This is a genomic window from Aquimarina longa SW024 (assembly GCF_001401755.1).
GTDB lineage: Bacteria > Bacteroidota > Bacteroidia > Flavobacteriales > Flavobacteriaceae > Aquimarina > Aquimarina longa.
In genome coordinates this window covers 21,931-48,731 of record NZ_AVQK01000029.1, presented here as the reverse complement: position 1 = coordinate 48,731, position 26,801 = coordinate 21,931, and the positions used below count along the sequence as shown (strand labels likewise).

General features: G+C 29.0%; 32 protein-coding genes. 9 read left to right on the top strand and 23 right to left on the bottom strand.

All coding sequences use genetic code 11. The features are described 5' to 3' along the window. Positions 1-33: 33 nt before the first annotated feature. The 3 genes from N456_RS07270 (at position 34) to N456_RS07260 (ending at position 3,776) form a co-directional block, all read left to right on the top strand. Positions 34-948, top strand: coding sequence for a PorP/SprF family type IX secretion system membrane protein (locus N456_RS07270; RefSeq protein ID WP_062055438.1), 915 nt, complete (start codon positions 34-36; stop codon positions 946-948). Between the two features lie 15 nt (positions 949-963). Then, positions 964-2,913: an OmpA family protein gene (locus N456_RS07265; protein ID WP_062055436.1), complete on the top strand. Its 1,950-nt coding sequence runs from the start codon at positions 964-966 to the stop codon at positions 2,911-2,913. A 194-nt stretch (positions 2,914-3,107) separates the two neighbouring features. Next, the gene (locus N456_RS07260) at positions 3,108-3,776 is read left to right on the top strand and encodes a TetR/AcrR family transcriptional regulator (RefSeq protein ID WP_062055434.1); all 669 of its coding nucleotides are present in this window, start codon (positions 3,108-3,110) and stop codon (positions 3,774-3,776) included. Positions 3,777-4,105: 329 nt separating this feature from the next. Here the strand turns inward: N456_RS07260 and N456_RS24045 are convergent, their stop codons facing one another. Together N456_RS24045 and N456_RS07255 are read right to left on the bottom strand one after the other, a co-directional pair. After that, entirely contained in the window at positions 4,106-4,309 is a 204-nt protein-coding gene (locus N456_RS24045) for a hypothetical protein (RefSeq protein ID WP_148639228.1), read from the bottom strand. A gap of 6 nt (positions 4,310-4,315) precedes the next feature. Further along, a complete protein-coding gene (locus tag N456_RS07255; protein ID WP_062055432.1) occupies positions 4,316-4,498 on the bottom strand; it encodes a hypothetical protein in 183 nt (60 codons plus the stop codon). 166 nt (positions 4,499-4,664) lie between these two features. Between N456_RS07255 and N456_RS07250 the strand changes: the two genes are divergently transcribed. Continuing rightward, positions 4,665-5,519, top strand: a complete 855-nt coding sequence (locus N456_RS07250) for a mechanosensitive ion channel family protein (RefSeq protein WP_062055430.1) — start codon at positions 4,665-4,667, stop codon at positions 5,517-5,519. 463 nt (positions 5,520-5,982) lie between these two features. Here N456_RS07250 and corA read toward each other — a convergent pair whose 3' ends face one another. The 10 genes from corA to N456_RS07200 form a co-directional block, all read right to left on the bottom strand. After that, the gene (gene corA, locus N456_RS07245; RefSeq protein ID WP_062055428.1) at positions 5,983-7,071 is read right to left on the bottom strand and encodes a magnesium/cobalt transporter CorA; all 1,089 of its coding nucleotides are present in this window, start codon (positions 7,069-7,071) and stop codon (positions 5,983-5,985) included. Positions 7,072-8,112: 1,041 nt separating this feature from the next. Further along, positions 8,113-8,514, bottom strand: coding sequence for a response regulator (locus tag N456_RS07240; RefSeq protein ID WP_062055425.1), 402 nt, complete (start codon positions 8,512-8,514; stop codon positions 8,113-8,115). Then, on the bottom strand, positions 8,501-11,230 hold the full coding sequence (locus tag N456_RS07235) for a PAS domain S-box protein (RefSeq protein ID WP_062055423.1): 2,730 nt from the start codon (positions 11,228-11,230) through the stop codon (positions 8,501-8,503). The genes N456_RS07240 and N456_RS07235 overlap by 14 nt, the downstream gene beginning before the upstream one ends. Before the next feature lie 328 nt (positions 11,231-11,558). Continuing rightward, the gene (locus N456_RS07230; RefSeq protein WP_062055421.1) at positions 11,559-12,083 is read right to left on the bottom strand and encodes a WG repeat-containing protein; all 525 of its coding nucleotides are present in this window, start codon (positions 12,081-12,083) and stop codon (positions 11,559-11,561) included. 153 nt (positions 12,084-12,236) lie between these two features. Then, positions 12,237-12,956: a VOC family protein gene (locus tag N456_RS07225; RefSeq protein ID WP_082422468.1), complete on the bottom strand. Its 720-nt coding sequence runs from the start codon at positions 12,954-12,956 to the stop codon at positions 12,237-12,239. Positions 12,957-12,962: 6 nt separating this feature from the next. Beyond that, positions 12,963-13,868, bottom strand: coding sequence for a sterol desaturase family protein (locus N456_RS07220; RefSeq protein WP_062055417.1), 906 nt, complete (start codon positions 13,866-13,868; stop codon positions 12,963-12,965). A 2-nt stretch (positions 13,869-13,870) separates the two neighbouring features. Further along, positions 13,871-14,395 carry a hypothetical protein gene (locus N456_RS07215; protein WP_148639226.1) on the bottom strand — a complete coding sequence of 175 codons (525 nt, stop codon included), beginning with the start codon at positions 14,393-14,395 and terminating at the stop codon, positions 13,871-13,873. Positions 14,396-14,459: 64 nt separating this feature from the next. Continuing rightward, positions 14,460-15,017 carry a Crp/Fnr family transcriptional regulator gene (locus N456_RS07210; protein WP_062055413.1) on the bottom strand — a complete coding sequence of 186 codons (558 nt, stop codon included), beginning with the start codon at positions 15,015-15,017 and terminating at the stop codon, positions 14,460-14,462. Between the two features lie 311 nt (positions 15,018-15,328). Next, positions 15,329-15,670 (bottom strand): class I SAM-dependent methyltransferase, encoded by a 342-nt coding sequence (locus N456_RS07205; protein WP_240315498.1) that lies wholly within the window; start codon positions 15,668-15,670, stop codon positions 15,329-15,331. Between the two features lie 17 nt (positions 15,671-15,687). Further along, positions 15,688-16,593 carry an NAD(P)/FAD-dependent oxidoreductase gene (locus N456_RS07200; RefSeq protein WP_062055459.1) on the bottom strand — a complete coding sequence of 302 codons (906 nt, stop codon included), beginning with the start codon at positions 16,591-16,593 and terminating at the stop codon, positions 15,688-15,690. Between the two features lie 187 nt (positions 16,594-16,780). On the opposite strand from N456_RS07200, the gene N456_RS07195 reads away from it, so the two are divergent. Beyond that, entirely contained in the window at positions 16,781-17,158 is a 378-nt protein-coding gene (locus N456_RS07195) for a Fur family transcriptional regulator (protein ID WP_062055410.1), read from the top strand. Between the two features lie 185 nt (positions 17,159-17,343). Here the strand turns inward: N456_RS07195 and N456_RS07190 are convergent, their stop codons facing one another. Both N456_RS07190 and N456_RS07185 read right to left on the bottom strand, forming a co-directional pair. Next, positions 17,344-17,961 (bottom strand): hypothetical protein, encoded by a 618-nt coding sequence (locus N456_RS07190; protein WP_062055408.1) that lies wholly within the window; start codon positions 17,959-17,961, stop codon positions 17,344-17,346. Positions 17,962-18,091: 130 nt separating this feature from the next. Continuing rightward, positions 18,092-19,012: an SLATT domain-containing protein gene (locus N456_RS07185; protein ID WP_062055406.1), complete on the bottom strand. Its 921-nt coding sequence runs from the start codon at positions 19,010-19,012 to the stop codon at positions 18,092-18,094. A gap of 531 nt (positions 19,013-19,543) precedes the next feature. Here N456_RS07185 and N456_RS24040 point away from each other — a divergent pair. Then, positions 19,544-19,738, top strand: a complete 195-nt coding sequence (locus tag N456_RS24040) for a hypothetical protein (RefSeq protein WP_148639225.1) — start codon at positions 19,544-19,546, stop codon at positions 19,736-19,738. Positions 19,739-20,243: 505 nt separating this feature from the next. Here the strand turns inward: N456_RS24040 and N456_RS07180 are convergent. From N456_RS07180 to N456_RS25360, 5 genes are all read right to left on the bottom strand, one after another. Continuing rightward, positions 20,244-20,438 carry a DUF3124 domain-containing protein gene (locus N456_RS07180; protein ID WP_062055405.1) on the bottom strand — a complete coding sequence of 65 codons (195 nt, stop codon included), beginning with the start codon at positions 20,436-20,438 and terminating at the stop codon, positions 20,244-20,246. Continuing rightward, on the bottom strand, positions 20,431-20,580 hold the full coding sequence (locus N456_RS25365) for a DUF3124 domain-containing protein (protein ID WP_082422467.1): 150 nt from the start codon (positions 20,578-20,580) through the stop codon (positions 20,431-20,433). Before N456_RS25365 ends, N456_RS07180 begins: the two co-directional genes overlap by 8 nt. Before the next feature lie 788 nt (positions 20,581-21,368). Then, entirely contained in the window at positions 21,369-21,869 is a 501-nt protein-coding gene (locus N456_RS07175; RefSeq protein ID WP_062055403.1) for a Dps family protein, read from the bottom strand. Between the two features lie 372 nt (positions 21,870-22,241). Continuing rightward, complete coding sequence (locus tag N456_RS23670) at positions 22,242-22,433, bottom strand: CorA family divalent cation transporter (protein WP_082422466.1); 192 nt, start codon at positions 22,431-22,433, stop codon at positions 22,242-22,244. Beyond that, entirely contained in the window at positions 22,397-22,486 is a 90-nt protein-coding gene (locus N456_RS25360; protein ID WP_420834724.1) for a hypothetical protein, read from the bottom strand. Before N456_RS25360 ends, N456_RS23670 begins: the two co-directional genes overlap by 37 nt. Before the next feature lie 404 nt (positions 22,487-22,890). Between N456_RS25360 and N456_RS07170 the strand changes: the two genes are divergently transcribed. Genes N456_RS07170 through N456_RS07160 form a run of 3 tightly spaced genes read left to right on the top strand, consistent with a single transcriptional unit; the run spans position 22,891 to position 23,775 of the window. Continuing rightward, positions 22,891-23,220: a YtxH domain-containing protein gene (locus tag N456_RS07170; RefSeq protein WP_062055401.1), complete on the top strand. Its 330-nt coding sequence runs from the start codon at positions 22,891-22,893 to the stop codon at positions 23,218-23,220. Further along, positions 23,220-23,567: a hypothetical protein gene (locus tag N456_RS07165; protein WP_062055399.1), complete on the top strand. Its 348-nt coding sequence runs from the start codon at positions 23,220-23,222 to the stop codon at positions 23,565-23,567. The genes N456_RS07170 and N456_RS07165 overlap by 1 nt, the downstream gene beginning before the upstream one ends. Positions 23,568-23,571: 4 nt before the next feature. Then, entirely contained in the window at positions 23,572-23,775 is a 204-nt protein-coding gene (locus N456_RS07160) for a DUF6327 family protein (RefSeq protein ID WP_062055397.1), read from the top strand. Positions 23,776-23,783: 8 nt separating this feature from the next. Here the strand turns inward: N456_RS07160 and N456_RS07155 are convergent, their stop codons facing one another. The 4 genes from N456_RS07155 to N456_RS25230 all read right to left on the bottom strand — a co-directional run bounded on the left by N456_RS07155 (position 23,784) and on the right by N456_RS25230 (position 26,510). Next, positions 23,784-24,848, bottom strand: coding sequence for a helix-turn-helix domain-containing protein (locus N456_RS07155; RefSeq protein WP_062055395.1), 1,065 nt, complete (start codon positions 24,846-24,848; stop codon positions 23,784-23,786). 181 nt (positions 24,849-25,029) lie between these two features. Beyond that, positions 25,030-25,497, bottom strand: a complete 468-nt coding sequence (locus N456_RS07150; RefSeq protein ID WP_062055393.1) for a hypothetical protein — start codon at positions 25,495-25,497, stop codon at positions 25,030-25,032. Between the two features lie 41 nt (positions 25,498-25,538). Then, on the bottom strand, positions 25,539-26,045 hold the full coding sequence (locus N456_RS07145; RefSeq protein ID WP_062055391.1) for a Dps family protein: 507 nt from the start codon (positions 26,043-26,045) through the stop codon (positions 25,539-25,541). 246 nt (positions 26,046-26,291) lie between these two features. Continuing rightward, positions 26,292-26,510 carry a hypothetical protein gene (locus tag N456_RS25230; protein WP_338021349.1) on the bottom strand — a complete coding sequence of 73 codons (219 nt, stop codon included), beginning with the start codon at positions 26,508-26,510 and terminating at the stop codon, positions 26,292-26,294. Between the last annotated feature and the right edge of the window lie 291 nt (positions 26,511-26,801).

The following is a 26,801-nucleotide window of genomic DNA, read 5'->3' as shown; positions in this document are numbered from 1 at the left end:
AAATTTCTAAATAGAATAAAAAAATAGCCTTAAATGGACATATATTATAAAAGCGTAATCAAATGTATATTAATTTGTATGCCATTAATAACATTTGGTCAACAAGACCCCCAATTTACACAGTACATGTACAACACAATGAGTGTAAACTCTGCATATGCAGGATCAAGAGGGCATTTAGCAATTACCGGCATACATCGTTCGCAATGGGTAGGTATTGATGGAGCTCCTGTAACACAAACGTTAAGTATTGATTCTCCTTTAGGAAAGAATGTAGGACTAGGCTTTTCTGTTATTAATGATGAATTAGGTCCTTCTGAAGAGCTATATATGGATCTTAATTTTTCATATACAATTAAAGCTTCAGAAACCCAACGACTTTCTTTTGGAGTGAAGGGAGGAGGACGATTTTTTAACCTTGATTTTACTAAAGGTCAATCTCAAAACCCAGATGCTGTTTTTCAGAATATAAGTAATCGTTTTTTACCTACTGTCGGAGCAGGAGTGTATTTACATAGCGAAAAAAGTTATCTGGGAGTTTCTATTCCTAATTTTTTTACGGATGAGCATTATGATGATATACAACAGTCTACAGCTTCAGAAAGATTACATTTCTTTTTTATTGGAGGATTAGTGGTTGATTTAGGAGAGCATTTGAAGTTTAAACCTGCATTTCTTTTAAAACATGTAGTAGGAGCACCTTTGTCTGTTGATCTTTCTGCTAATTTTATGATACATGAGCGATTACGGCTTGGAGCGTCATATCGTTGGGATGATTCTGTTAGCGGTTTAGTAGGTCTTCAGGTTACTCCCGGATTATTAATAGGATATGCCTATGATTATACGACTACAGAATTACAAAAATTTACATCAGGTAGCCATGAGATAATGATTCGTTTTGAGCTAAAATCGGAAGCAAAAAAATTAAAATCCCCTAGATTCTTTTAAAAAAGCATACTGAAAATGAAAAACATACTAACACTTACCCTGATCTTATTCACTACATTTTTATATGCACAAAAGAGACATAAGATAGCAGATAAACTCTTTGAAAAAATGTGGTATGTGCAAGCCGCTAAAGCATATGAAGAAGTTATTGCTAAGGGAGATTATTCGATGAATGTATTGCAAAAAATTGGTGATGCATATTATTATAATACTGATATGGAAAATGCCTGTAAGTGGTATGAAAATTTGGTAGCTGAATATCCTGAAGAAATTGAAGCAGAATATATTTTTAAATATGCGAATACATTAGCAGGAATAGGAAATTATAAAAAAGCTAAAAAATGGATGCAACAGTTTACCAAAAAAGCTCATAAAGAAGATTCTCGGATAGAAAAATTTGATCAGAAAAACACACCAATAGAAACGATACTGAATCTAGAACCACAATTTGAAATTAAAAATTTATTAATTAATACTGCTTATTCAGATTTTGGACCTATGTACTTTGGAGATCAATTGGTATACGCTTCAGTACAAGACTCTTCTGCCTTTCATACCCGAAAATATCGTTGGAATGAGCAACCATACTTAGATCTATTTATAGGTGATATTAATGCATTAGAAACAGATGTAAGAAAAGTGAAAGAATTTTCAAGAAATATCAATACTAGATATCATGAAGCTACTGTAGCTTTTTCTCCTGATGAAAAAAAAATATATTTTACTCGTAATAATTATGATGGTTCTTTAGGGAAAGATGATGACGGTGTAAGCCATTTAAAATTATATAGTGCAATTCTAACTGAGGATAGTTATGAAAACCAAGAGTGGGTAGATATTAGAGAACTACCTTTTAACAGTGATCATTATTCTGTAGGACATCCTTCAGTTAGTAAAGATGGAAAAAAACTATATTTTACTTCTGATATGCCAGGGACTATAGGAGATACAGATATTTTTGTAGTAGATATTTTGGATGATAATAAGTATTCAGAACCTAAGAATCTAGGTCCAAAAATTAATACAATTGGAAGGGAAATGTTTCCATATATTACAGAACATGCGCTATATTTTTCCTCAGATAGCCATTTAGGGCTAGGAGGATTGGATGTATTTGAAAACCTTATAAAAGACGACAACTTTACAACCTCTATCAATTTTGGAGCGCCATTAAATAGTTCAAAAGATGATTTTGGATATATTGTTAGAGAAGAAACTAAAAAAGGATATTTTTGTTCTAATCGAGAATCTGGAAAAGGAGATGATGATATTTATTCTTTTGAACGATTTGAGCTACCTTGTGATCAATACATCAATGGATCTGTAATTGATCAAAGAAGGAAAACTCCAGTAGAAGATGTTACAGTTAAATTATTGGATGAAAATGAGAATATAATAGAAGAAACCAAAACAAAGATTAATGGAAGTTTTGCTTTTGAAGCTGAATATCCTTGTGAAACAACATATAAGATTGAAGTTTCAAAAAAAGATTATAAAAATAATAATGAAATAATTACTACTACAGACGTTAATGGAGAAATAAATACGAGTACACTCACGATCCAAAAAGAACTTAATAAATTAATTATATCCGAAAACGGAGTCCTGAAGATAAATATTGATATTATTTATTTTGATCTAGGAAAATGGTATATTAGAAATGATGCTGCTATAGAATTGAATAAAGTAGTTTTTTTAATGAATGAATACCCAGAGATGATTATAAAAATTGAATCTCATACAGACTCTAGAGGAAGTGATCGTTATAACCTGAAGCTTTCTGATAGAAGGGCTAATGCAACCAAAAAATATATTATTTCTCAGGGCATAGCAAAAGAACGTATAGAGAGTTCTATTGGTTATGGAGAAACGCAATTAATCAATAGTTGTAGAAATGGAGTAAAATGTTCAGATAGAGAGCATGATATGAATCGTAGATCAGAATTTATTATTGTAAAGATGTAGAATTTTGGTTATATAGAAAAAGACACTCCATTTTTAAATATTAATGGTTATATGGTTGGAGATGAGTATAATTCTTTTACTCATCAGTATAGCTAATTGTTCTATGAGATGAAAACCAAAAATAGAGGACAAGACTAAAAATAGTGAGACAACCTTTATTTAATAGTAATACTTTTATATATTTGTTTCTATAAATGGAACATTTACATATACATATCACAATCAATCCCGAATTGTATACAAAAAATCCTGAGTCCTCTGACTTAGGAAAGAAGATAGTACATATGAGTATTGAGATGATTAATGATTTAGGGTTTGAGTCTTTTACGTTTAGGAAATTAGGAGTGGCTATTGGCTCTAATGAAAGTTCGATTTATCGTTATTTCGAAAGTAAACATGCGTTGTTAGTTTATTTAATTAATTGGTATTGGAGTTGGATTGAATACAAATTAGTTTTTGCTACTACTAATGTTACTTCTGCGAATGATAAATTAAAAACGGCTATTAATTTACTTACTCAAGAGGTAAAAGAAGATAATTCCTTTACATTTATTAATGAAGTATTGCTTAATAAAATTATTATATCAGAATCTGCCAAAGCCTATTATACAAAAGATGTAGATGAAGAAAATAAAAGAGGGTTTTATAAAACATATAAAAGAGTTGTACAAAGAGTAAGCGATATTGTTTTGGAAATAAATCCAAAATTTGAATTTCCACATATGCTTATATCGACAGTAATTGAAGGAGCACATCATCAGCGATATTTTTCAAAACACCTTCCTGCACTAACAGATTTTGAAAAAGGTAAAAATAATATTGTTAGATTCTATACTGATTTAGTACAAAAAACTATCGCATAATCAAATAAGAATTCGTATAATTTTTTTGGATAAGTTTGAAGGTTTTATAATTAAATAGATATTCATTCTATTTCAATTTTATGATTTATTAAGTTAGAAATCATACTTGGATCTATTCTTGATAGATTTTTTAATAAACCATAAAGTTTAGACTAATTTCTATATCCTAGATGAATTAGATAATAAATGTCTTCACTTCTGTATATTTAATTTTATTATTGTCTGTATTTAATATTCAGAAGTTTCTTTTAAGTATCTGATAGATATTTTTTGTACGCTTTTCTGTAGATATGATATACATAATTTTAAACATATATACTTATAATGATTTATAATAGAAGTGCTCCTGATACAGTTAAAAATATTAATCTTAAGAAAAGCAAGCCGCCAATAATAGCTAGCTTGCTAAAAAAAGAAAAAATTCTTGTTAATTGTTGGAAAATTTTGAGTTTGTAGTATTCTTTAGAAACTTTTATATAAGTTTCTCCAGAATCAAACGCTTTACTAGACGCTTCATTTATTGCATTGATCACACCCCATTATGATTTCTGTAATTTTTTATTTTTAATCTTTAGTTCGCTTAACTTGTTTTCGAGAGAAGTTATTACATCATCTGCTTTATAACTCGCATCAGAAATTAAGGATTCAATCTTAGTATCTAGTGTCTCTTTTTGAGTAGATAAAGTATTCTTAGAATAAAAAAAACACCATTGCAGAGCCATACTAAGCTTTTTGAAAAATTGATTACTGTATTGGATTTACAAAAATATGGGGGTGTAGATAAGAATTGAACTGATCTGTTTTCTAATTCTATTAAAAAAAATATCAACTTAGTCAATCATATTACAATTAATAACGTATAATTACTTAAAAATTAAATAATATAAAATGGAAAAATTAGGGTTAACAAAAGATAACTGGAAACAATTCATAGAATGGGTTTGGGACTTTGTCCCAGGATTGATTTCTGCCATTGTCATTCTTTTTGTAGGAATATGGGTAATTAATATTATAAGTCGAGTGCTTCGAAAATTCTTTCAAAAAAAGGATTATGATGAAACGTTAGAAAATTTTCTATATGAAATTATCAACATCGGGCTTAAGATATTATTACTAATTTTGGTAATCACTCAATTAGGTGTTCAGACTTCTTCTTTAGTTGCTGTGCTAGGTGCTGCAGGCTTGGCTGTCGGGTTAGCTTTACAAGGATCTTTGGCAAACTTTGCAGGAGGTGTTTTAATACTGTTTTTTAAACCTTTTAAGATAGGAGATTTTATAGAAGCACAAGGGGTCTCCGGAACGGTAAAAGAGATTTCAATTTTTACTACCAAGCTTACTACTTTTGGTAATCAATTAGCTATTATTCCTAATGGTAAACTATCTAATGATAACATTGTTAACTACTCATCAGAGGGGATAAGACGTGATAAGATAGATATAGGAATATCGTATACTAGTAATATTAAAGAAGCAAAACAGATATTATTAGATATTATCAATACTCAAGAGCAAGTTATAAAGGAACCTGCTCCTGAAGTGATGGTGACAGATCTAGGGGATAGTGCTATAACTATACAGTTGCGTTATTGGGCTTCTAATGATGATTTTTGGGCTGTGCATTTCTACACTATAGAAGAGGCTAAAAAACAATTAGAAGCTAATAATATTTCTTTACCATTTCCTCAAAGAGAAGTGCATTTGTACTCAAAAGAAGTTTCTCGAGAAATGCCTAAAAAGAATTGATTTTATTAATGGCTTTTTAATCAATTTGATCTTAATAATAAGATTATCAATGTTGGATAAGACTTTGTATTTTTAGTTTTCATTTTTAATAATTAATATAATAAAAGCTATTTTGTTATTTTTTATATAATTAAATATTACCTATTTGATTCTTTTAAAATTTATTAAAGTTAAGTAGTGTACTATATAGTTTGATAAAAGTTGATTCAGAGTCGTTATGATTTCAGGAGTTTCTAGATAAGTAAAGCCTAATTTTTTATAAGCTTTTTGAGTTTTGATAATTTCTTCCATTTTATTTTAGATAATTTTCAGCAAAGAATTAACTCCTTTAAAAACAAGTGATTATATTGCAAATGCCTAACAATTTTGTAGTGTAAAGATGATGTCTCAAATACAATTTTAAAAAGAATATATTGATATTGATAAGGGGTTATTGTGTTGTTTATTAGTTAGTTATATAGGTTTATAACCATTTCTTTTTTCTGAAAAAGATTAATAGTCCAATAAAAATCAAAATCATAATACTCCATAGAACATGATATCCGTATTTGTATTTGAGTTCAGGCATATATTCAAAGTTCATTCCATATATTCCTGCAATAAAAGTTAGGGGAATAAATATGGTTGCGATTATTGTAAGTACTTTCATAATACCATTCATTTTATTACTAATCGTAGTCATATACATATCCATGAGTCCCCATATCATTTCTCGATAAACATCGATATTCTCTTGGATGTGAATGATATGATCATATAAGTCTCTATAGTAGTCTTTATTTTTCTCTAGGATAAGATCTGTTTCAGATTTAACAATTCTACCAATGACCTCTCTAAGTGGTAATATACTTCTTCTAATGCGTAAGATTTCGCGTTTAAGAGATTGTATTTCTTGTGTGATATTATCACCATCTTTCTCGTTAAAAAGTTCTTCTTCTATTTGTTCTACTTTATCACCGAGATCATCAATCACTACAAAATAATTATCAAAAATAGCATCTAGTAAAGAGTATGCCAGATAGCCAGCTCCAGAATTACGGATTCGACTTTTTGAGTTACTAATTCGTATTCTTACGGGATCAAAAATATCCTCATCAGATTCTTGAAAAGTAATTACATAATCCTTACCTAATACTACAGAAATATGCTCTACAATAAACTCTTGATTATTATTGAAGTACATCATCTTAAGAACCAGAAAAATATAGTTTTCATATTCATCTATTTTAGGTCTTTGATCGGTATTTACAATATCCTCCAATAATAAAGGGTGTAAGCCATAAAATTCACCTATTCTTATAATCTCTTTAGTGTGGTTTAATCCATTTATGTTAATCCAAGTAATATGATCATTTCCTTTAAATGTAAAAGCGTCTTCAATATTATTTGTTTCAGAAACATTGTGATTGTCTTTAGTATAATCCTGAATCTCTATTTTAGTTTCAATATTTTCTTTTTCACCTATATATACTACAGTTCCCGGAGCTTTTCCTAAACTTTGGGAAGACTTTGATCTTTTACTTTTTTTATGAATAGATTTGTTTTTCTTCATTATGCAATCATTGTAATGTAAATGTATTAAAAAGATAATTCATATAATTTTTGAAAAATAATACTTAATTACACTTTAAAAATGTAATTTCATTTTAAACTAATAGTAATTATAATTCGCTATGAATATATCTATTTTTTTTTGTGTTTTATTATTTTTTTAGTAGGATGCGTTAAGCAAAATCCTAATAAAAAATTAAAGCAAAGGATACTCAAAGAAAATACCATTGAGGACAATAATAATTTTAAACCAATTTTTCAAGGAGTAATGGTTGGAGTATTCGGGTAACAAGACTTTGCTTTTACTACTGAGGATATGAGTGGGATTATAAAAATGGGGGTGTATGACGCAAAACCAACATATTCGAACTTTTTAGAACTCTATGAACAAATTCTATTGGTTGCTTTTCAAATTAATTACAAAGCATAAAACTTCATAAATACACCAACATTGATAAAAACAATAAATTAAGAAAAAGATAAAACAGATTTGACTTCCAAGGAAAGATTCGTACTGAATGATAAGTTCGATCCTATGAATTGTATACCTTTAGAGTAATCAATATAGATAACTATGAACCTTATCTTTTTTTTTAATCTAAACCAAAATCTATCTGTAATTTCGCTAAAATTCTTGATACACTTCCTACATCGAGAGCGTTGAATATAATACTACTATTACAATGAAGGAAAGTAATTGCATTTTATCTTTACCCTTAACTAAAACAATATTTTTTATAAATAATTCTTGTAACTATGAAATAATCTGTCGTTGAATACAAGAATCTAAAATCATATGCTTTTTGGAACTTAGTTCCAACTTTTTAAAAAACTAAACCTTAGACAAAAAGCCCGCCTTTGTATTTAGTTATGGTATAATCTATGTTTATTTCAAAAAAGAAAAAGTAAGTTTAGCTCCTACGGTTCCATGAATCCTGAAACTTTGTCTAAGTTTACCCAATAAAGACACAATATATAATTAAAGATAAACTTCTTTTCATTTCTAAATTGAGAGTTAAATTGAATTAGAATTGTTTTTCATCTACACATTCTCTATATCTTCTAATACGCTCATCAATTTATCCATAGTAATTGGTTTTACAATATAATTACTAACCATTGCGTAAGATTTTGCTCTTAATACATCTTTTGGATCTACTGAAGAAGATACAATATAAATTATAACTTTTTTAGGAACAGGTACTTTGACAAATCTTTCTAGAAATTGCCAACCGTCTAAGATAGGCATATTAAGATCTAAAAGTATAATATCTGGTAATTTCTCGTTTGCAGAAATCAATGAAGACAATGCATCTAATGCTTCTTTACCATTACGGTAAATTAAAAAATTATTACACGCACCAGCAAGGCTCATCACTTTTTTTACCCCAAAAATAAATATGGGATCATCATCAATAATACAGGCTATATCAATTTTTTTCATGTTTCAAATAAATTTTAAATGTTGTGCCTTGATTGACCTTACTCTCAACGTCAATTTTACCTCCAAGGGCCTCAACTTGATTTTTAGTTATAAATAATCCTATTCCTCGTGCATCTTCATTTTGATGAAAAGTTTTATACATTCCAAAAAGTTTTGCATGATGTGCGTTTAGATCTATTCCTAAACCATTATCTTTTACAGTTAATACTACGAAATCCCCATCTATATAAGTATTAAGAATTACATAACTATCTCTTTCAAGAGATCTGTATTTTATACTATTAGTAATAAAATTGAGTAGAATACTATCCATGTAAGCACAAACACCAAGAACGTTAACACTTTTATCAACTCTATTAATAATAGTAACTTCAGCTTTTCGGGCACTCAATGTGATACCACTCATCACTTTAGTTATTGCTAGATTGAGATTTAATCGTACTAAATTCTGATCTACAGAAGTATTCATTAAAACCACTTCATTAAGGTGAGATATAGTTTCTGTTAAATTACGAGATGCCATTCTAAATAACTTAATGATCTCATCATTTTCTATACTTGGGTTTTCCTGAATGTAAAAATCTAGCAGCATATTAAAGTTACCTGAATGTGATTTTAAATTATGAGATACGATGTGCGCAAAATTCTTAAGTCTTTCATTTTGATCATTTGCTACTTGTAATAAAGATTTTATTTCTTTTTCTACTTTTTTAATTTCACTTATATCTGTTGCAACACCCAAATACCCTGTTATTTTATCAGCATTTTTTATGGCTGTTGTAGTTAATTGTACTGGGAATTGCGTTCCATCTTTTCTAACATGTGTCCATTCTTTAGTGATATGTTTTTCTTTTTTTAAAGAAATTTTGAAGATATTAAAACCGTCAACTTTTCTCTCTAATTTACTTGATAATTCCTCACCATACTTTAGCATTTCTTCTTTAAGATGTATGATTTTTATAGTTTCCTTTCCAACAACTTCTGCCCGTTTATACCCTAATAAATTCTCTGCTCCCTTATTAAATTTAGTAATAACACCATTTAAATCTGTTTGTACAATACTAACTCTTGTACTAGCCTCAAAAATCCCTTCTAATTGTGATAAGGCTTTCTCTAATTTTTCACGTGCATGAATTCTAGGAGTAATATCTGTTACTTGTGAGATAAAATATAACGGAGATTCATTTTCATCTCTAATTATTGAGGCAGATAGTATTACATTTACTATTCCCTTATTTTTATGAAGGTATCTTTTTTCCATATGATAAAAAGATCTTTTTCCATCCAGTAACTCCTGAACAAGATCTAAATCTGCTTCGAGATCATCAGGATGTGTAATGTCCTGAAAATTCAGTCTCATTAGCTCTTCCGAAGTATATCCTAAAATGTTACACAACGTCTCATTAACTTTACTCCATTTACCATCAAGACCAGTTATTGCCATTCCTATTGCGGCATTTTCAAAATTACCCCTGAATGTTTTTTCACTTACTTTTAGTTTGATTTCAGCTTCTTTTGTTCTAGTAATATCAGCAGTAAGCATAATAATTCCACCAATTTTATTATCATCTTTATACCAGGGATGTAATTCCCAAGATATCCATTGGACTGATCCATCTTCTCTTTCAAATCGATCTTCATCACATCTTAAAATCTTTCCACTCAAACAATCTTGGTGATCTTGTTTCCATTCACTCCCAATTTCTGGAAAAATTTCATAGTGTGATTTTCCAATAATATTTTCATCCTTTAACTTATAGTCAGCTATCCACTTTTTAGAGTAAGCTATATAGCATATATTAGTATCAAACATAGCTATGGTACTAGGAGCTTGTTCTATAAAAAGCCTGTACTTTTCCTGATCTTTCTTTTGTTTTGTTATTTCTTGATGTGCCCCTATCATCCATTCTGGCTCACCTTTTACCGTCCAACTTACTACTTTACCTCTAGCTAGTATCCATACCCAATCACCATTTTTATGTTTCATACGAGCTTCTAACTCATAAATAGGTGTCTTGCCTTCAAAATGATCTTGTAGTGCTTGTTCTGATTTTTTAAAATCATCTGGGTGAACATTATTGGTCCAAGTTTTAATAGATGTTGGGTGTAATTCTAAAAGTGAATACCCTATTATTTTAGCCCATCTTTCATTATAAATAACTTCGCCCGATTGGACATTCCACTCCCAAGTACCAATATTAGTTCCGTCAATGATATGTTGGTAATGTTCTACTTGTTTTTGTAAGTTTAACTCTGTTTTTTTTAGTTTAGTAATGTCGGTATGAGCACCAAGCATTCTTACTGGTTTTCCCTTTTCATCTCTTATAACAATACTTTTACAATGAATCCAAACCGTATTGCCCATTTTATGTTGGTATCTAACGACCTGATCATATGGGTGCATAGGATTTTTACAATGCTTATTAAAATCGTTAATAGCTTGAGCAAGATCTTCTTTATTAATAATATCTAGGCAGACAGAAGATTGATGTGGTATATCTTTTGGGTTATACCCAAAAGTATTCCAAAATTTAGGATTCATCCATCCATTTTCAGGATTATCCAAATCCCAAAACCATATACCATCTAGTGCTGATTCTTGTATAAAATCAAAAATCGATTCATCTTTTCTAATAAGTGCGTAAAGTTCTTTTTTTAGATATTCCCCCTCAGTTTTAGCTTCCAATAAAGAAGATTCAGAAATATTCTTATACATATATTGAAATTCATGTTAGAGGGTAATTTTTTATTAACATAAATTTATAAATTTTTAATTTAATATAAGCATGTATAAACATCAATATTTTTATGCTTTAGACATAATATATGGCGTATTACCCCAGCCTTTTTTAATTATGATAAATCCTAAAATCCCAATTAATACAGAAAAAAAAGTAAAAAAACAGAAAAAGAATAATTGTAAGAACTATACTTTTTTGCTGTAATCAAGTATGGCCTTTTTATTTTTGAAATAATTTTTGAACTAAATATTTTGTTTTTTCACAGGAACAAACCTCTAAATAATCATATTCAATAGGTATAACTTATTCCCCCTTTAGATTAATTACTCTATACTTGTTTTTTGATTTAACAATGAACAAATCTATTTTATCTTCGAAATGGATTTCATCATACTTGAAAGGAAAAATTAAGTCAAAGGTAGAGTTATCTATTAATGTTTCTTTATTGTTTTTTTCTAACCTTGAGTAATATGGAAAAAATATAAATTTTTCAAAAGAAAATCCTTCCAATAATTTTTTATTGTTAGTATCGTAGAGGTGTTTAAATTGATTGATGCCTACAATCAGATAATTACTATTTGCAAAATCAACCGATTCAAATTTTAAGGGAGCTATTATTTCGTTTTTTATATTTACAACTCCCCATTTGTTATTATTACTAACAAAAAGCATATAATTAAGTTTAGAATTTGGGTAGTAATTTTTAGGGTTAATTTCGTTATATTGAGGATAGAATATTATGTTTCCTAGTTTATCTAAAACACCTAATTTATTTCCTTCCTTATATACATAATGTTTTTTATTAGTCCAAAACGTTTTATTAATCAATATTCTTTTTTTAATTATTTTATCGTTAATTAAATAAGATTTTTTATTGCTTAAACTTAGTTCAGAAATCCCTTTTTTTACAATAAATTTGGAGTTTAGTTCCTGAGATAAGAAAATATCATCGTAAGAGATCGTTGTTAGCTACTGACTCTTTTAAACTGCTTTAATATAAAAAAATGCTTCGTTAGAATTATCTGCAAACATCATACGATCTTTTTCTTCAGAGATTAGGCTTCCTCCGTTTTCCAGTATGAGTTTTTTTGAAGTTGTTACATCTTCCACCCCAAAAGTGCATACCCAGTATTCATATTTGCCTTTGTATTTATTTTGAATTTCTATTATATCGGCTACATAATCACCTTCGGTATTAATTACTTGATATGATTCATTCTTACTTTGTATGATTTTCCATTGAAAAATTCCTTGATAAAATGAAATAACTTTTTGTATATCAGAAACATGAAGTTCATTCCAGATGAGTGTGTTTTTTGAATTTTTTGTGCAGGTATTTTTTAGTTGGTCACTTTCATAAATCGTGAAACCTGCGCCCTGAGGGTCTCTTATTAAAGCAACTTTACCAAAACTTCTCATTTTATATTGCATTTCAATTATACCTCCAAGTTGTCTGGCTTTTTCAACTGTAGTTTCTACATTATCCACTAGAATATACGTCATCCAAAAATGGGGCATCCGCATTTGTTTGAATTTCTCGGGAGTTTCGTACAAGCCTGTAACTTCTTTATTTTCTAGAAATGCGGAATAGTAATCATCACTCTTATAGTAGTTCCATCCAAAAACATTTTTATAAAACGACATGGTTTTTTGAGGAGAATAAGTTGATATATCTGCAAAAAATGGATTATTCAATGACATTTTCTTTTATTTACCAGTTAGATTACTTGTATTGTTTGTTGGTATCCAATCAGGCGGTTTTATAAAGACCAATAGCTTATTTTTAAATCCATTTACTTTTTTTAGTTTTCCAATGAGACGCGAAATACCATGAAAAAATACTTTTATAGGATTATTACTCTTCAAGGGTTCTGAAATTCCGTAACGCACTTTTTCTACTTCAGGTTCAAACGTACCGAGCATTCTGTCCCAAATTATCAAAATCCCTGCATAGTTTTTGTCCCAGTATTGTCGATTAGAACCATGATGTACACGATGGTGCGATGGTGTGTTAAAAATATATTCGACAGGTTTTGTTAGTTTTCCTATGATTTCTGTATGTAATAAGGTTTGAAAAACTTGAACAAAAACTTCGGACAGCAAGACTAAAATAGGGTCGAAACCCAACATGACTATTGGTAAAGAAAATAGAATAGGCATAATAGCATCTAAAGGACCAAACCTGTATGCCACAGACATATTAAAATGAGGTGAACTATGGTGTACCGTATGTGTTGCCCAACCAATAGCAATTCTATGCATCATTCTATGTTCCCAGTAATAGGCAAAATCCGCAAGTAAGATACAGGCAATAACTGTTATCCAATTTAGTTCCAAATGGGGTAAACTAAAGTTATTATATATCCAGAAGTAGACTTTGGTTATGGTCAGAAGACCTAAAACAATTTCTATTAAGAAGAACCCTCCAAAGGTTATGATATTGGCTATGCTATCTAAGATTAAGTCCTTGTTAAGTCTTTTTAAATACGCGTATCTAATTAATTCCAACACAAAAAATGGAATAATTAAATAGATTAAACTTAATTCGTTAAAGATGTAAAACCAATAATTCACATCTACCCAATCAAGTTTTTTTGGTAAGAATTCTATCATGGTTATTGTCTTTTCCAAGTTTCTACATCACTATAACCATAATGGTTGTAGCTAAGTTTGAAAGTATTTTCATCTACCATATCAATTTGACATTCTATTTGATATTCTTGTTGCTCATATTGAACAGTATAAACACCCTCACCTTTGTAGCCGTCAAAACTTTTAATCGTCAGTACTTTAGAGTTTTCTGCCTGCTCAGTATACCCATTTTCATCTTCATATTGATATGAATAAGCATTAAACCGTTTACCTTCTTTCTTGATGTTATAAACTACGGTTCCTTTAAAATCCTCACTGTAATAGCTAATTCTCCAACTTCCTTCTAAGTAATCAGTTTCAGGATTATAGTTTGCTCTTTTCTCTAAATTTTTATTTTTAGAATCCTTCTGGTTTTCATACGAATCTATAGATTCTTCATAGCCATATTTTAAGTCGTCTTTTGGAGTCATATAACTTATCAAGTGTGCAACACCCGAAATAAAAATTATTATGGCTAAGCTCCTGAATACTATAGTTGCGTTTTTCATTTCTTAAATATTTTGTACAAAAATGAGGTAGTTTTAACTGATATTTTTTGACCTATATCAAAATTTACTTTCTAATTCTACTTAGTGTTTCTTGTGAAATTCCAAGAAAAGAAGCAATATAGCCCAGTTTCACCCTTAATTCTATATCAGGAAAATATGTTAGTAGTAAATCATACTTCTCTTTTGCTGTTAAAAACGACCAACCTTTGGAGAACTTGTCAATAAACGTAAGCATCTCTTCGGCAAGTAATCTAGCAAAATTTCCAAAAGCTGGGAAATCTGCTATTAATCTTTGATAATTTTTGTAGCTAATTCGATATAATATACAATCTTCTAAACATTCGATTTCTTCAAAACTCTGATTTTGTGCATAGAAGCTATACCATGAGGTTATAAAATAATTCTCTGCATAGAACCATGAAGATATTTGTTTACCATCGTGGTAATAATAAGTGTGCAATACTCCTTTTTTTGTGAAATATAAATAGTTGGCTCTATTGCCTTGGACTAATATTTTTTCCCCTTTTCGAACTAATATTTCTTCGAAATTAATTGCAATGTGTTGTTGTAACTCTGGAGTCAAAAAACATCTATTGCTTATTTCTTGGAGTAAACTTTGCATGTTGATTCAATTCTCTTTTTTTGGAGTTTGTAGCTAACGGTCTCGTATATGAGCCGTAGCGGATTTATGCACTAACTTTTCAGATTAGTATTAACTTTAAATATACAAAAAAGCCATAGACAGATTATCAATTCAGCTATGGCTTATATACATTGGTTGTTTTTCGTTCATTTCTGTGATTTCAAAAAGTCCGTATTTTTCAAACTCATCTTTAACAGATTCTCGGTCGTAATAGAATATTTTCGCCCCCTTTATGAATTTCGTAACAGTCTTTACTTATCAATTCGCCTTGTCCAAATTGAGGTGCGTTTTTATTTATAGCTGTAAAAAACCATAAATCCGTTTTCGGTTAGTTGATTGTAACAGTCTTGGATTAGTTTTTTTCTTTCTTTGCTGTCCAATAAATGAATAAGAGCGTAACAAAATATTCCGTCATATTTTTTGCCATCAAAAGGCATTTTCATTACAGAGCCGTGAAAAATGGTCATTTCATTTCCATAATGTTTTTTAGCGAGTTCAATGGCTGTTTTTGAAATTTCAATTCCGTTTACTTTTATTCCATTTTGGATAAATGTTTGGGCATTTCGTCCATATCCAATTCCGGGAATTAAAATGTTTTTTACCAAACTTTCTACAAAAAATGATTTTGTCAATTCAGCCTTCTACCATATCAAAAATTTTCTTGCGTCAATTCGTGATTTACCATTGCACCTGTTATGGTTCCACTGCTAACTGCCATTGAAACCGAACGCATCATTGTACTGTTGTCTCCACAAGCAAAAATGTCTTCTTCTGTGGTTTTTTGCATAAAACTCACTTCAATATGTCCGTTTTCAGTGAGTTTACAACCCAACTCTTTTGGTATATTTGAATTTTGCTCAAATGGAATAGAAGCGTAAGCACATTCAAAGATTTCTGTACTGCCATCTTTGAATACGATTTTTTCCAATTGTCCATTTTGATGTTTTATTTCAGAAATTTCTTTTTCAATGATTTGAATATTGTGTTGTTTTAACTTTGCAAGTTGGTTTTCATCAAAGTCTTTTTTATCCGAGGTGATTATTGTGATTTCTTTGGTTAAATTATTCACTAAAGAAGAGAGATGAAACGCTCTTTCTCCATTGGCAATTATGGCAGTTTTCTTGTTTCTTATTTCGTATCCGTGACAATATGTACAATGAACAACTGAAATTCCCCAACATTCTGAAAAACCTTTTATATCTGGCATTAAGTCTTTAATTCCTGTTGCTAAAATCAATTTCTTTGCCGTAAAAATATCTCCTTTTGAAGTAGTTATTTCAAATCCTTTATTGCTCCTTTTTCCGCTAACTGCAAGTCCGTCATAGAATCTGACACTGTCGTATTTTGTAACTTGACTTTTTGCAATTTCAGAAATTTCCTTTGGCGTACTTCCGTCTTGAGTTAGAAAATTATGCGAATGTGGTGTTTGCTGATTGCACGGTTTTCCTGCGTCAATTACCAAAGTCTCGCGAAGTGAACGACCTAATGTCATTGCTGTTGAAAGTCCGGCATAACTTCCGCCTATTATAATTACTTCAAATTCTTTTTTATCCATTTTGTTATTGTATTGAGTAAAGAGAGTTAATGGTCTAGATGGTGTAAGTGCTAAACCTGATGCTTCAAATAGTTTTATTATTTCTCTGCGTGTCATTGATTCACACATTAAATGCGAAATTGTCGCAATAGTGATTTTTGACAAATATACAATCTTTTGTATTATTGCAACTAATTCGCAATAACACATGAATCGAAGAAATACACCTACAAAAGAAGCAGTGTTGAACTTACTGTTAAATTCGAGAAAGGCTTTAAGTCAAGATGCTATTGAAATGCAGTTGGATATTAAAATCAATAGGGCTACGATTTATAGAGTATTGAACAGGTTTTGTGAGGATGAGATAGTCCACAAAATTGTTGCAGAAGACGGGAAACAGTATTTTGCCATTTGTAAAAAATGTGAGAATCCACAAGAAGTTATTCAACATCATTTTCATTTTCAGTGTTTGTCGTGTGATACGATTGAATGCTTGGAAGTTCCTGTTGAGTATTCAGTTCCTAATGGCTATGAAGTTCAAAATGTAAATTGTGTTCTGACTGGGATTTGTAAAGACTGTTTGTAGGTTTGTTCCAATGGCTTAGAACGTTTAATATATGTGTCGTAGCAGAGCAAAATGTTACCCTGTTTTCGACAAAAACAACGCATTGATTGCTAATTTTACTTTTTGCAAGTATTGCGCCTTACCAAAAATACAATAACCTTTCGATTCATCGCCTAGCTGTTATGACATCATACTTGGTGTTGTCATTAGTTTTTTATTTCCAATGACAATAGTTTTTCAGTTATCTCAATCGGATAGTAAGTATTTATTAGTTGTATAAATAAATTCAAATTTCCTCTTTGACTTAAATCGTAAAAATCCGAGACCTTTTTGTTCTCATCTATGATTTTTTTCATGGTAAATTTTGTTGAAATTCCAGAAATTGAACTTAAAGTTCGAGTTTCCAAATTTCTCAATTCACTATAATTCATAAATCTAGAATCAAGCTGTTCAAATTTATCTGAGCGGTACCATTTTGTTAAATTATTCCAATTAGTCTCACTTATTAGTATACCTTGAAATTCTTTCGTTTTAGGAATCTTATTAATCAGTAAATCGGTTCTTTGTCCTATATATTTTGAAGCATATTTACCTCTTGTTCCGGGAAAACTAACACTCCTTATTGGACCTAATGAGATTCCAGACTCTATTATCTCCTTTAAATCGTATTTGGACTTTTCCTCTTTATCAATTAAGTTAAAAACATAGATTAATCTTCCATCAAATTCTGAAATATCCGTAAAGTCATAGATTTCGGCAAATCCGAATCCTAAATTATGGTCAAGTTTAAATCTGAATATTTTTCCCGAATTTTCTTTAATCATTTATTTACCTTCAAATTAATGACAACGTCTCGGCTATGAGTAGTTTCTTAAAGTACTAAGATAGCAAAAAGGCATAAATCTGAGGAAAATTCTAAGAATTTTCTGATTGGCACTTACCATACTCAAGCAATTACTTATAGTCATTGTTAGTATTAGTATTTATTTGTATCAATTCTGTATGTACTTCTTTTTCTCCCTTTAGTGTAATATATCGGCTATCTTTTCTTATAAATTTACCATTTTCATTTATGTCAAATACTAATCTATAAGTTCCAATAAATATATTTGAAATGTCCCATTTAGGATACTTTAAGTCTAATTGGTTATCATATATTTTCTTTTCGTCTAAATAAAGCTCCATTTTCACTTCTTGAACAGGTTTTATGTCAGTTAATTTTATTTCAAGATTAACCTTATTAGACTTTAAAGAATTGTTTTTTGATTCATCTATAAAGTCTGATATTTTCTTTTCTGAGCTTTTTAATCGATCACTTGCTTGTTTATTAAATTCATCCAGTTGTCCTGTGAATAAATCTTTCCAATTATCCGTTTCCGTTTTGATTAGTTCTTTTAATTCATTGTCAAATTCATTTAGCAATTGAATAATTCCGTCAATATTAGAGTCAATTTGGGGCAAGTTGATAATCCATTTTGCGTAATATTTAGAACTGATGATTTCTATTTGATTTAAAGTAATAGTATACCTAATCCAACTTTTAGAATGAATGAACAATCTGTCGGCTAATAATAATAATGTAGAGAGTATTAGGGAAATATACCCAAGAGCATAAAAAGTACTATTATCTATTTTATAATTGTCGCCAGTCTCTATACCCGTAAGTAAAGGAAGAATTAAACTCAAACCAAAAAATATTAAGGCTGGTAACAAATGTTTCCAAGAATTTTGGCGAGCTTTTTTTCGTTTCGACAAGTACCAATTTAAATATTTTCTCTTGTATGAGAGTATATATTCAATATATGCCTTTACTTGCTCATTAGTGATTCCACTTTCGAACCAGTCTTTTTCGATTATCTCTATATCTTTATTCATATTAATGCTAACAATTGTATAAAGGATATATATCCTTTATTTCCTGAATATAAAAGTAATGATAATCAACAAAAAAGCGAGACAATATTGTCTCGCTTCGGTAAAAATTGTTCAATTTGTGACCCCGAACCCTCAGAGTTCAAACTTTTTAATACAAGATTTAGAAGAAATTTCAGAGTTTATAACAGAACATCAAACTTTACTGATAGCATGTTAAAATTATTAACAATATCAGTTAGTACAATCATCAATTTATTTTGTTTTACATTTTTAGAAGAAATTTTCATGAAAAGGAAAAATATATACTAGAGGAAGTCATTTTTGTCACATGATTTACAGTATTATTAGAGTTGTATATTAATTATTAGCAATCTTATATTTATATTGACCTTTTTGAAATATCATTTTTGTAATGTAAAAAAAATTACTATTAATTCATCAATTTTTGGGCTTATGAACTACAAGTATCGTATCAAAGAAAAATTACCAGTAGCAAAATACAAAGTTATTAAACTGTAAATTATCAATGCTTTGCAGAAAACAGGAAGAACCTTTAATAGATATTGTAATCTAATGGTTCAGGATCATTCTGATATTCCTACACAAGATTTAGATATCATTGCTTCTTATTTAGAGTGTAGTGCAGACGAATTAAAAAACTATAAAGTTCAGAGGTCTGCGATCTTGCACAAAATTGTACGGAAATCTTCTAAAAAACTTTTTTAGAAGCTTAGAAAGTATAGTTTATATATTCGACAATTTTACTTCGTTATATTTCTATAAACAAGCCTTTAACCCCTAAACTTAGGAAATATTAAGCACTAATTTATCGTATATCATCATAACCAAAGAAAATAATCATCTCTTATTGGTCAAGGTTTTGCCTATTTCTAATGCTCTTTTCTCTTAATTTTGAGAATTAGACGCAATTATCCCTAGACTGCGATACAAATTGTAACACATAGCTTCCATAAGATTTTGAGTATGCATTTTTTAATATCTCTGTATCTTGTTATACCTCCGCAGAACTACCTTTTTATACCTCCAAAAGTACGCTCTACTTTAAACCTTGTTTTCCCTATCAGTTTATTGAATTTCTTTTCCCAATGGGTGTATCTTCTATTCTGAATATACCAAAACTCGCACTTCCCTTATTATCGAAATTAACTTTGTTGTATGTTTGAACAGTATTCATTTTAATCTCGACTAACACCAAATTTATTTAAGTAGATCAGGTATTTGAAAAATCGAGATCATCAGGTTTTATATCTAATTTATTGATTTGTTTTTTTAATTCTTTTGACGAGTCCCATTTTTCTTTTTTGTTAGAAATAACAACACCTTCAGTAGTAAAAGCAAAGCCTTGTTGCCCGAATATTCCAACCATTACTCCTTGAAAAATTGGCTTAAAATTTTCGTTATCCACAAATAATCAAAAAGTTAGCTCTACTACCTCCTAATGTATTTTTTTCTTCAATTACATACTCAATAGACTCTAATAGTTTTAAGTATATTGGTCGCTTTATATAACTCCTGACAAAATTTTCTTTAGTATTGTACTCCAACATAACGATTTTAGGTCTTACTACTACAAAACTAGCTAAAGTGTTATATAATTTTTGTAATCATATGGGCAGTTAATAATTACTGCTTTTAACCCCTACTTGTTTTTTCTTATTAATATTTAGATTCTTTTTGAAGCTTTATCTTCCTGAGAGTAGGTTAAGTTAGGTGTGTTTACTATTTTATCTTTCGATGTGTTAAATAGATAATATTTTCTAACGTTATTATTGAGTGATTATTTTTTAGAATTATCCCATTACTAATTTTTTAGGTTTAGAAATTTTGTGAATTCTATTTTTAACGTTTCGAAGAAATGCTTTACTTCCAAATTTTTTTTTTCGCAATCCAGGACTTTGTATTGTATTTTTAGTTTTCATTTTTATTATTTTTAATAATTAATATTATAAAAGCTATTTTGTTATTTTTTTATATAATTAAATATTACCTATGTATTGCATATCTACTAGCACTAGGTAATTCTTTTAAAAATTTAAAAAAAGAACTAGAGTATATTTTAAAGTATTTTGTGTGTAATTCCATCATTTTGATATTAATAATTTATAAATATTCTGTACGTGATTCATCTTAATTACTATAAAATTTTGATCCAGAATCAAAAAAATGATACTGCTGTACTCAAATTTTATTGATAAAATTCTATCTATGAATCTAGCTATTTGATTCTTTTAAAATTTATTAAAGTTAATTCTTTAATAAAAAAAGGCTTAAAACCACAGTTAAAATAAGAGGAATCCTAAAAAGGATATAATTGGTAGAAAGCTAAAATGATTGGCTATGATGGCTTAGACCAAGTAGTAAACATCCAATGCCTTTTTTCTAAACGTCTCATTAACTGTGTTACTATTTCTTCTGTTGCAGAGTCGCCTGCTTCCAAAGCAGTATTTATAGCATCGAGTAATGTGTTGTGTATTATATGAAAATCTTTTAGAACTTCTTTTACCATTGCTATTGGTGTTAGCTCTCTTTCTACTTCTTCAATTTGGGATAATTCTAGATGCTCTTTTAACGTGTGTTTAGGTTTTAGCCCAAAAATACGTATACGCTCTGCAATGATATCTGTTTGGGATTTTACTTCATTATATTCAATCTCAAACTGTTCATGTAGTTCAAAAAAATCTCCCCCCTCAACATTCCAATGAAAACTTCTTAGCTTATGGTAGTGTACTATATAGTTTGATAAAAGTTGATTCAGAGTCGTTACGATTTCAGCAGTTTCTAGATAAGTAAAACCTAATTTTTTATAAGCTTTTTGAGTTTTGATAATTTCTTCCATTTTATTTTTATTTAAAAGTTAGTATTATTTATTTTTGATCTTAAGAAAAAAAATGTTTTATTTTTAGATAGTTTTTAATAAAGAATTAACTCATTTAAAAACAAGTAATTATATTGAAAACACCTAACAATTTTGTAGTGTAAAGATGATGCGATTAAGGATATCTTCATCATGATTACTATGTTTAGTTTTTTATATCTAAATTTTAGTTTCCTAATCAGGAATGTTTTAAAATAATTAGTGATCTAATTAACATATTGTAAAGGAAACAAAACTTTATGAGTTACATTAACGCATTTGATCTCTATTATGCCTCAAATACAATTTTAAAAAGAATACATTGATATTGATAAGGAGTTATTATGTTGTTTATTAGTTAATTATATAGATTTGTAACCATTTCTTTTTTCTGAAAAAGATTAATAGTCCAATCAAAATCATAATACTCTGTAGAACATGATATCCGTATTTGTATTTGAGTTCAGGTATATATTCAAAGTCCATTCCATATATTCCTGCAATAAAAGTTAGGAAGATAAATATGGATTCTTTTTTTGAAAGAATTTTCGAAGCATTCGACTTATAATATTAATTACCCATACTCCTACAAAAAGAATGACAATGGCAGAAATCAGATCAGTTCAATTCTTATCTACATCCTCATATTTTTGTAGATCCACCAATACAGTGATCAATTTTTCAAAAAGCTTAGTATGGCTCTGCAATGATGGTTTCTTTTATTCTAAGAATACTTTATTAGAGTTAAGATAAAGATGTGTGTCTTTAACAATTCCCTTCGTAAAAAGGAGGATTGTTGTTATTATATTGGTCGTGATTTATAAATTTTGATAGCTCATCAAAAATATACCAGAGATGATAATAGTATAAATGCTTTTAATATAATTGTCAATTCGTTTACTAGAAATCATTTCCGTTAACATCCATATTGTTTGAGTTAAAGTTTACTGTTATTTTTTAAGAATTTTGTAGTAAATAATTTACAAATTCAAAAACAATAACAATGAATAATAATAACAACACTTTTCTAGGAATTATAGCAGGAACTGCAATTGGGGCTACTTTAGGTATTTTATTTGCTCCAGATAAGGGTGCAAATACAAGAAGAAAAATAGCCAAAGAAACACAAGCAACAAAAAATCATTTAGAACGAGAAGCTTCTAGCTTACAACATCAAATAACGAATACTTTATCTACTCAAAAAGAGACACTAGATACTAAGATTGAATCCTTAATTTCTGATGCGAGTTATAAAGCAGATGATGTAATAACTTCTCTCGAAAAGAAATTAAGTGAACTAAAGATTAAAAATAAAAAATTACAGAAATCATAATGGGTGTGATCAATGCAATAAATGAAACGTCCAGTAAAGCGTTTGATTCTGGAGAAACTTATATAAAAGTTTCTAAAGAATACTACAAACTCAAAATTTTCCAACAATTAACAAGATTTTTTTCTTTTTTTAGCAAGCTAGCTATTATTGGGGGCTTGCTTTTCTTAGGATTAATATTTTTAACTGTATCAGGAGCAATTTGGCTAGGACAGCTTATTGGCAACACTGCACTAGCTTGTTTACTATTGGCCTTAACTATTTTTCTATTTACTGGAATAGTTTATTTAATTCGTAAAAAAATTGACAAAAGTATTATCAATAAAATGTCTCAAGAATTTTTTAATTGATATTATGGGAAAAACATATACCTCCTTTAAGGAAATAGAAAAAGATCTTCATAAGCTCAGCCTGCAACGACAAATATGCCTAGAAGAAATGAAGCTACTAAAATCTGAGTTTAAAAAAGAGCTTCAACCATATCAATGGGTTTCTATAACTCTAAGTGCTATTAAGAAATATGGAATATTCTATATGATTAAAAAACTATTCAAATAGTAATAATATTATGATACGCCTACAGCTTCCACCACCGGTAATTCGGTTCTGCTTTTGAAATCATTAGGGCTAATACCATATTTTTCTTTAAAAATTTTCGAGAAATAACTTCTACTACTAAACCCTATTGAGTATACAATTTCTGAGATATTCATATCAGTAGTCCTTATCATGTCTCTAGATGCTTCAAGTCTCACATGGCGAATATACTCTGTAACTGTTCTAGTATATAATAGCTTAAATCCTTCCTGAAGCTTTGCCTGTGGCAATCCTATTTCTTCTGATAGCTGTGCTAAAGAATAATCTTTAGCAACATCCTTAATAATTTTTTTAGCTAAACTTCTAACTAGTTTTAGTTCTTTTTTCAAAAGTGTAGTAGGTAGTACTTCTTCTTTGATCGCACGATCATGTTGTTGAATATGAATTGATAATATTTGATAAATCATACCCTCTATTTTCAATATACGAATCATTCCTTTTTGCTTTACTTTACGCAAAGCTCCTATTTGATCCGCTAATTTTAAATTAAACGTACCAAAATAAGCAAAGGCGTTTTCGTGATCTTCATCCATAAAGACCCTGTATAATTTTTCATTAAGTTGCGATACATTATTGAGCCTCTTCTTCAAATACTTTTTTCTTGCAATTTGTATCACGTTAATTTCTAATTTCTCTTCCTTTGGAAAATACCCATAGTTATAACCTCCATCACGACTTGTAATAATCACAGACTGAAACTGTTCTAAAGTATGTATCTCTTTTTGATACCCAAATCGATGCCCACAGAAACCTGTAAGGCAATAAGCAAAATGAATAGGATTATATTCTGAAGCATCCATAATCAAAACAAACTCTTTATGGAATATAATATCGTATTCCAATAAATTTACTCCCCAGTCAAATGTAATAAACCGAATGGAACCATGTGCATTAAGATTATTAACTGTAAGTGTATATTCTCCCCATCGTTCTTCTATCTTTCCGCCAATAATCTCTTGGATCTGTCTAACAGTTCCTTCCGTATCTTTAGCAGTAATATTAATCTCTATAGCATTTGTTGGCTTAACGTACATTATATAAGTAATTTATAACTTTGATTAATTATGTTTTAATTTGGACTTAAAAAAATGAAAATAGAATATTTTCTATCTATTAGATCTTTTAAAAATTATGTTAAGATACATAAAAAATAAATTCAAAAAACTCCCTTTAAAGCGAGTTTTTTGAATTTATTTTTTTTTAAAATTGAATCTTTTAAATCGAATCAAATTCATCTATAAAAAAGAAATCTTTATCTTCATTGTTTACAAAATATACACCTTCTCCAAAAATATATTCTACATTTTTCTTATCAACTATTACTTTAAACCCTCTTTCTGTGGGCTTCAATTCAAAACTATCATTAGCATCTTTGGTATATCGTAGCACAATATATTTATCATAATCGCTATACATATCATTATCTACATAAATCAATTTTGTCACTTGTTGAGGAGAAATTTTTCTACTCTGGTTTAGTTTTCCTTTGTCAGCTTTTTCTAAAATCACTTTTGACTTAGCTGTTTTATATATAGTAATCCTGTAAGGTATCTTTTTACCGTTATTTTTGAACTCGTATGTTTTGGTAACTTTTGTTTTTATAATTTCTTTGTTACTCTGAGCAACTGTACTTGTTAGTGTAAATATAATTAGTAGTGTAACTATTAATTTTAATGTTTTCATTTTTAAAGTATTTTTAAATGGTTATTATTTTTTTTCTTTAATTATGCTTCTTTTATCATACTGGTATCTAAATGATCCGAAGTATTCTTTGACCAAGCATTTAACATCCAACTTGATTTTTCTAACTCTCTAATATAAGCTCCAATCAGATCAATTGTTCCTTCATCTTCAGCCTCATCCGCATGCTTTAATATTAAACGCATTTGGGTTAACAACTTCTTATGATCTCCTAGAAGCTCTTCTACCATTTCGGTATCTTCCATTAATGGTGTAATTTCCTCTACTGTAGCCATTTTGATATATTCTTTAAACTGGCTCACAGGATGATGTTGTAATGTTAAAACACGCTCTGCTATTTCATCTATTTTTACTTTTGCATCATTATACAATTCTTCAAATTTCACATGAAGATCAAAAAAATTTTTCCCTAAGATATTCCAATGAAAACCTCTCAGTTTTTGATAATATAAATTGTAGTCAGCTAACAAAATGTTTAGCTCTAATACTACAGGTAAAAGCTTTTTCTCATTCATATTCAAATAATTCATTTGTACTTTTTTTAAGATTAATAATTTACTGATATCACAAATAGGAAATCACTATCCTTTTTTGTTTAACACAAAGATACTTTGAGTAAAACAGCATCTTTTGCTCATATACTATTTATCTTAACTCTATTGTAAAAGAAATAAATATCATTAAAAAAACTAAATTTTTAAAAACTCTACGTAATGAAAAACATCATATCTATAGAAGAAAAGATACAGTATTTTAAAATTTTAATAAAAGAATCACTAGTCAACCAAAGGCTTTAAATTAATATGACTATAGTTACCTTTCCTATTTGTATTTATATTTCGTCTCGAGCTCTTGAAGCTCCTACCAATCAAAATTACGTTCAATAGTCCTATCTTTATATATTGAGAAAGTAACTCTTCAGAAAATACAATATACTCTTCTATTAAGATTTTGTTCTTTAATAGTCTACGTACAATAATAATATCTTCTCCCATAAGTTTTATATTTTACCTAATTGGTACTGCACTAATCTCTTTCCTCATAATCCAAAACTATTTTGATACCAAGAATTTTGGGAATTGTATTACTATCTTTAGTGTATTTATTCTGTTTCTGTAAAATAGAATAGCATCTCCTTTGATTTCTTAAACTTTAAAGCTTAATTTATTAGCATAAATCACTTTATCAAGTAGTGATGGTACAATTTCAGAACTTAACTCGATATTGGTTGAACTCATAATTTTCGTAAAACCACTAATGTCTGGAGTAGATATTAAACTAGTAGT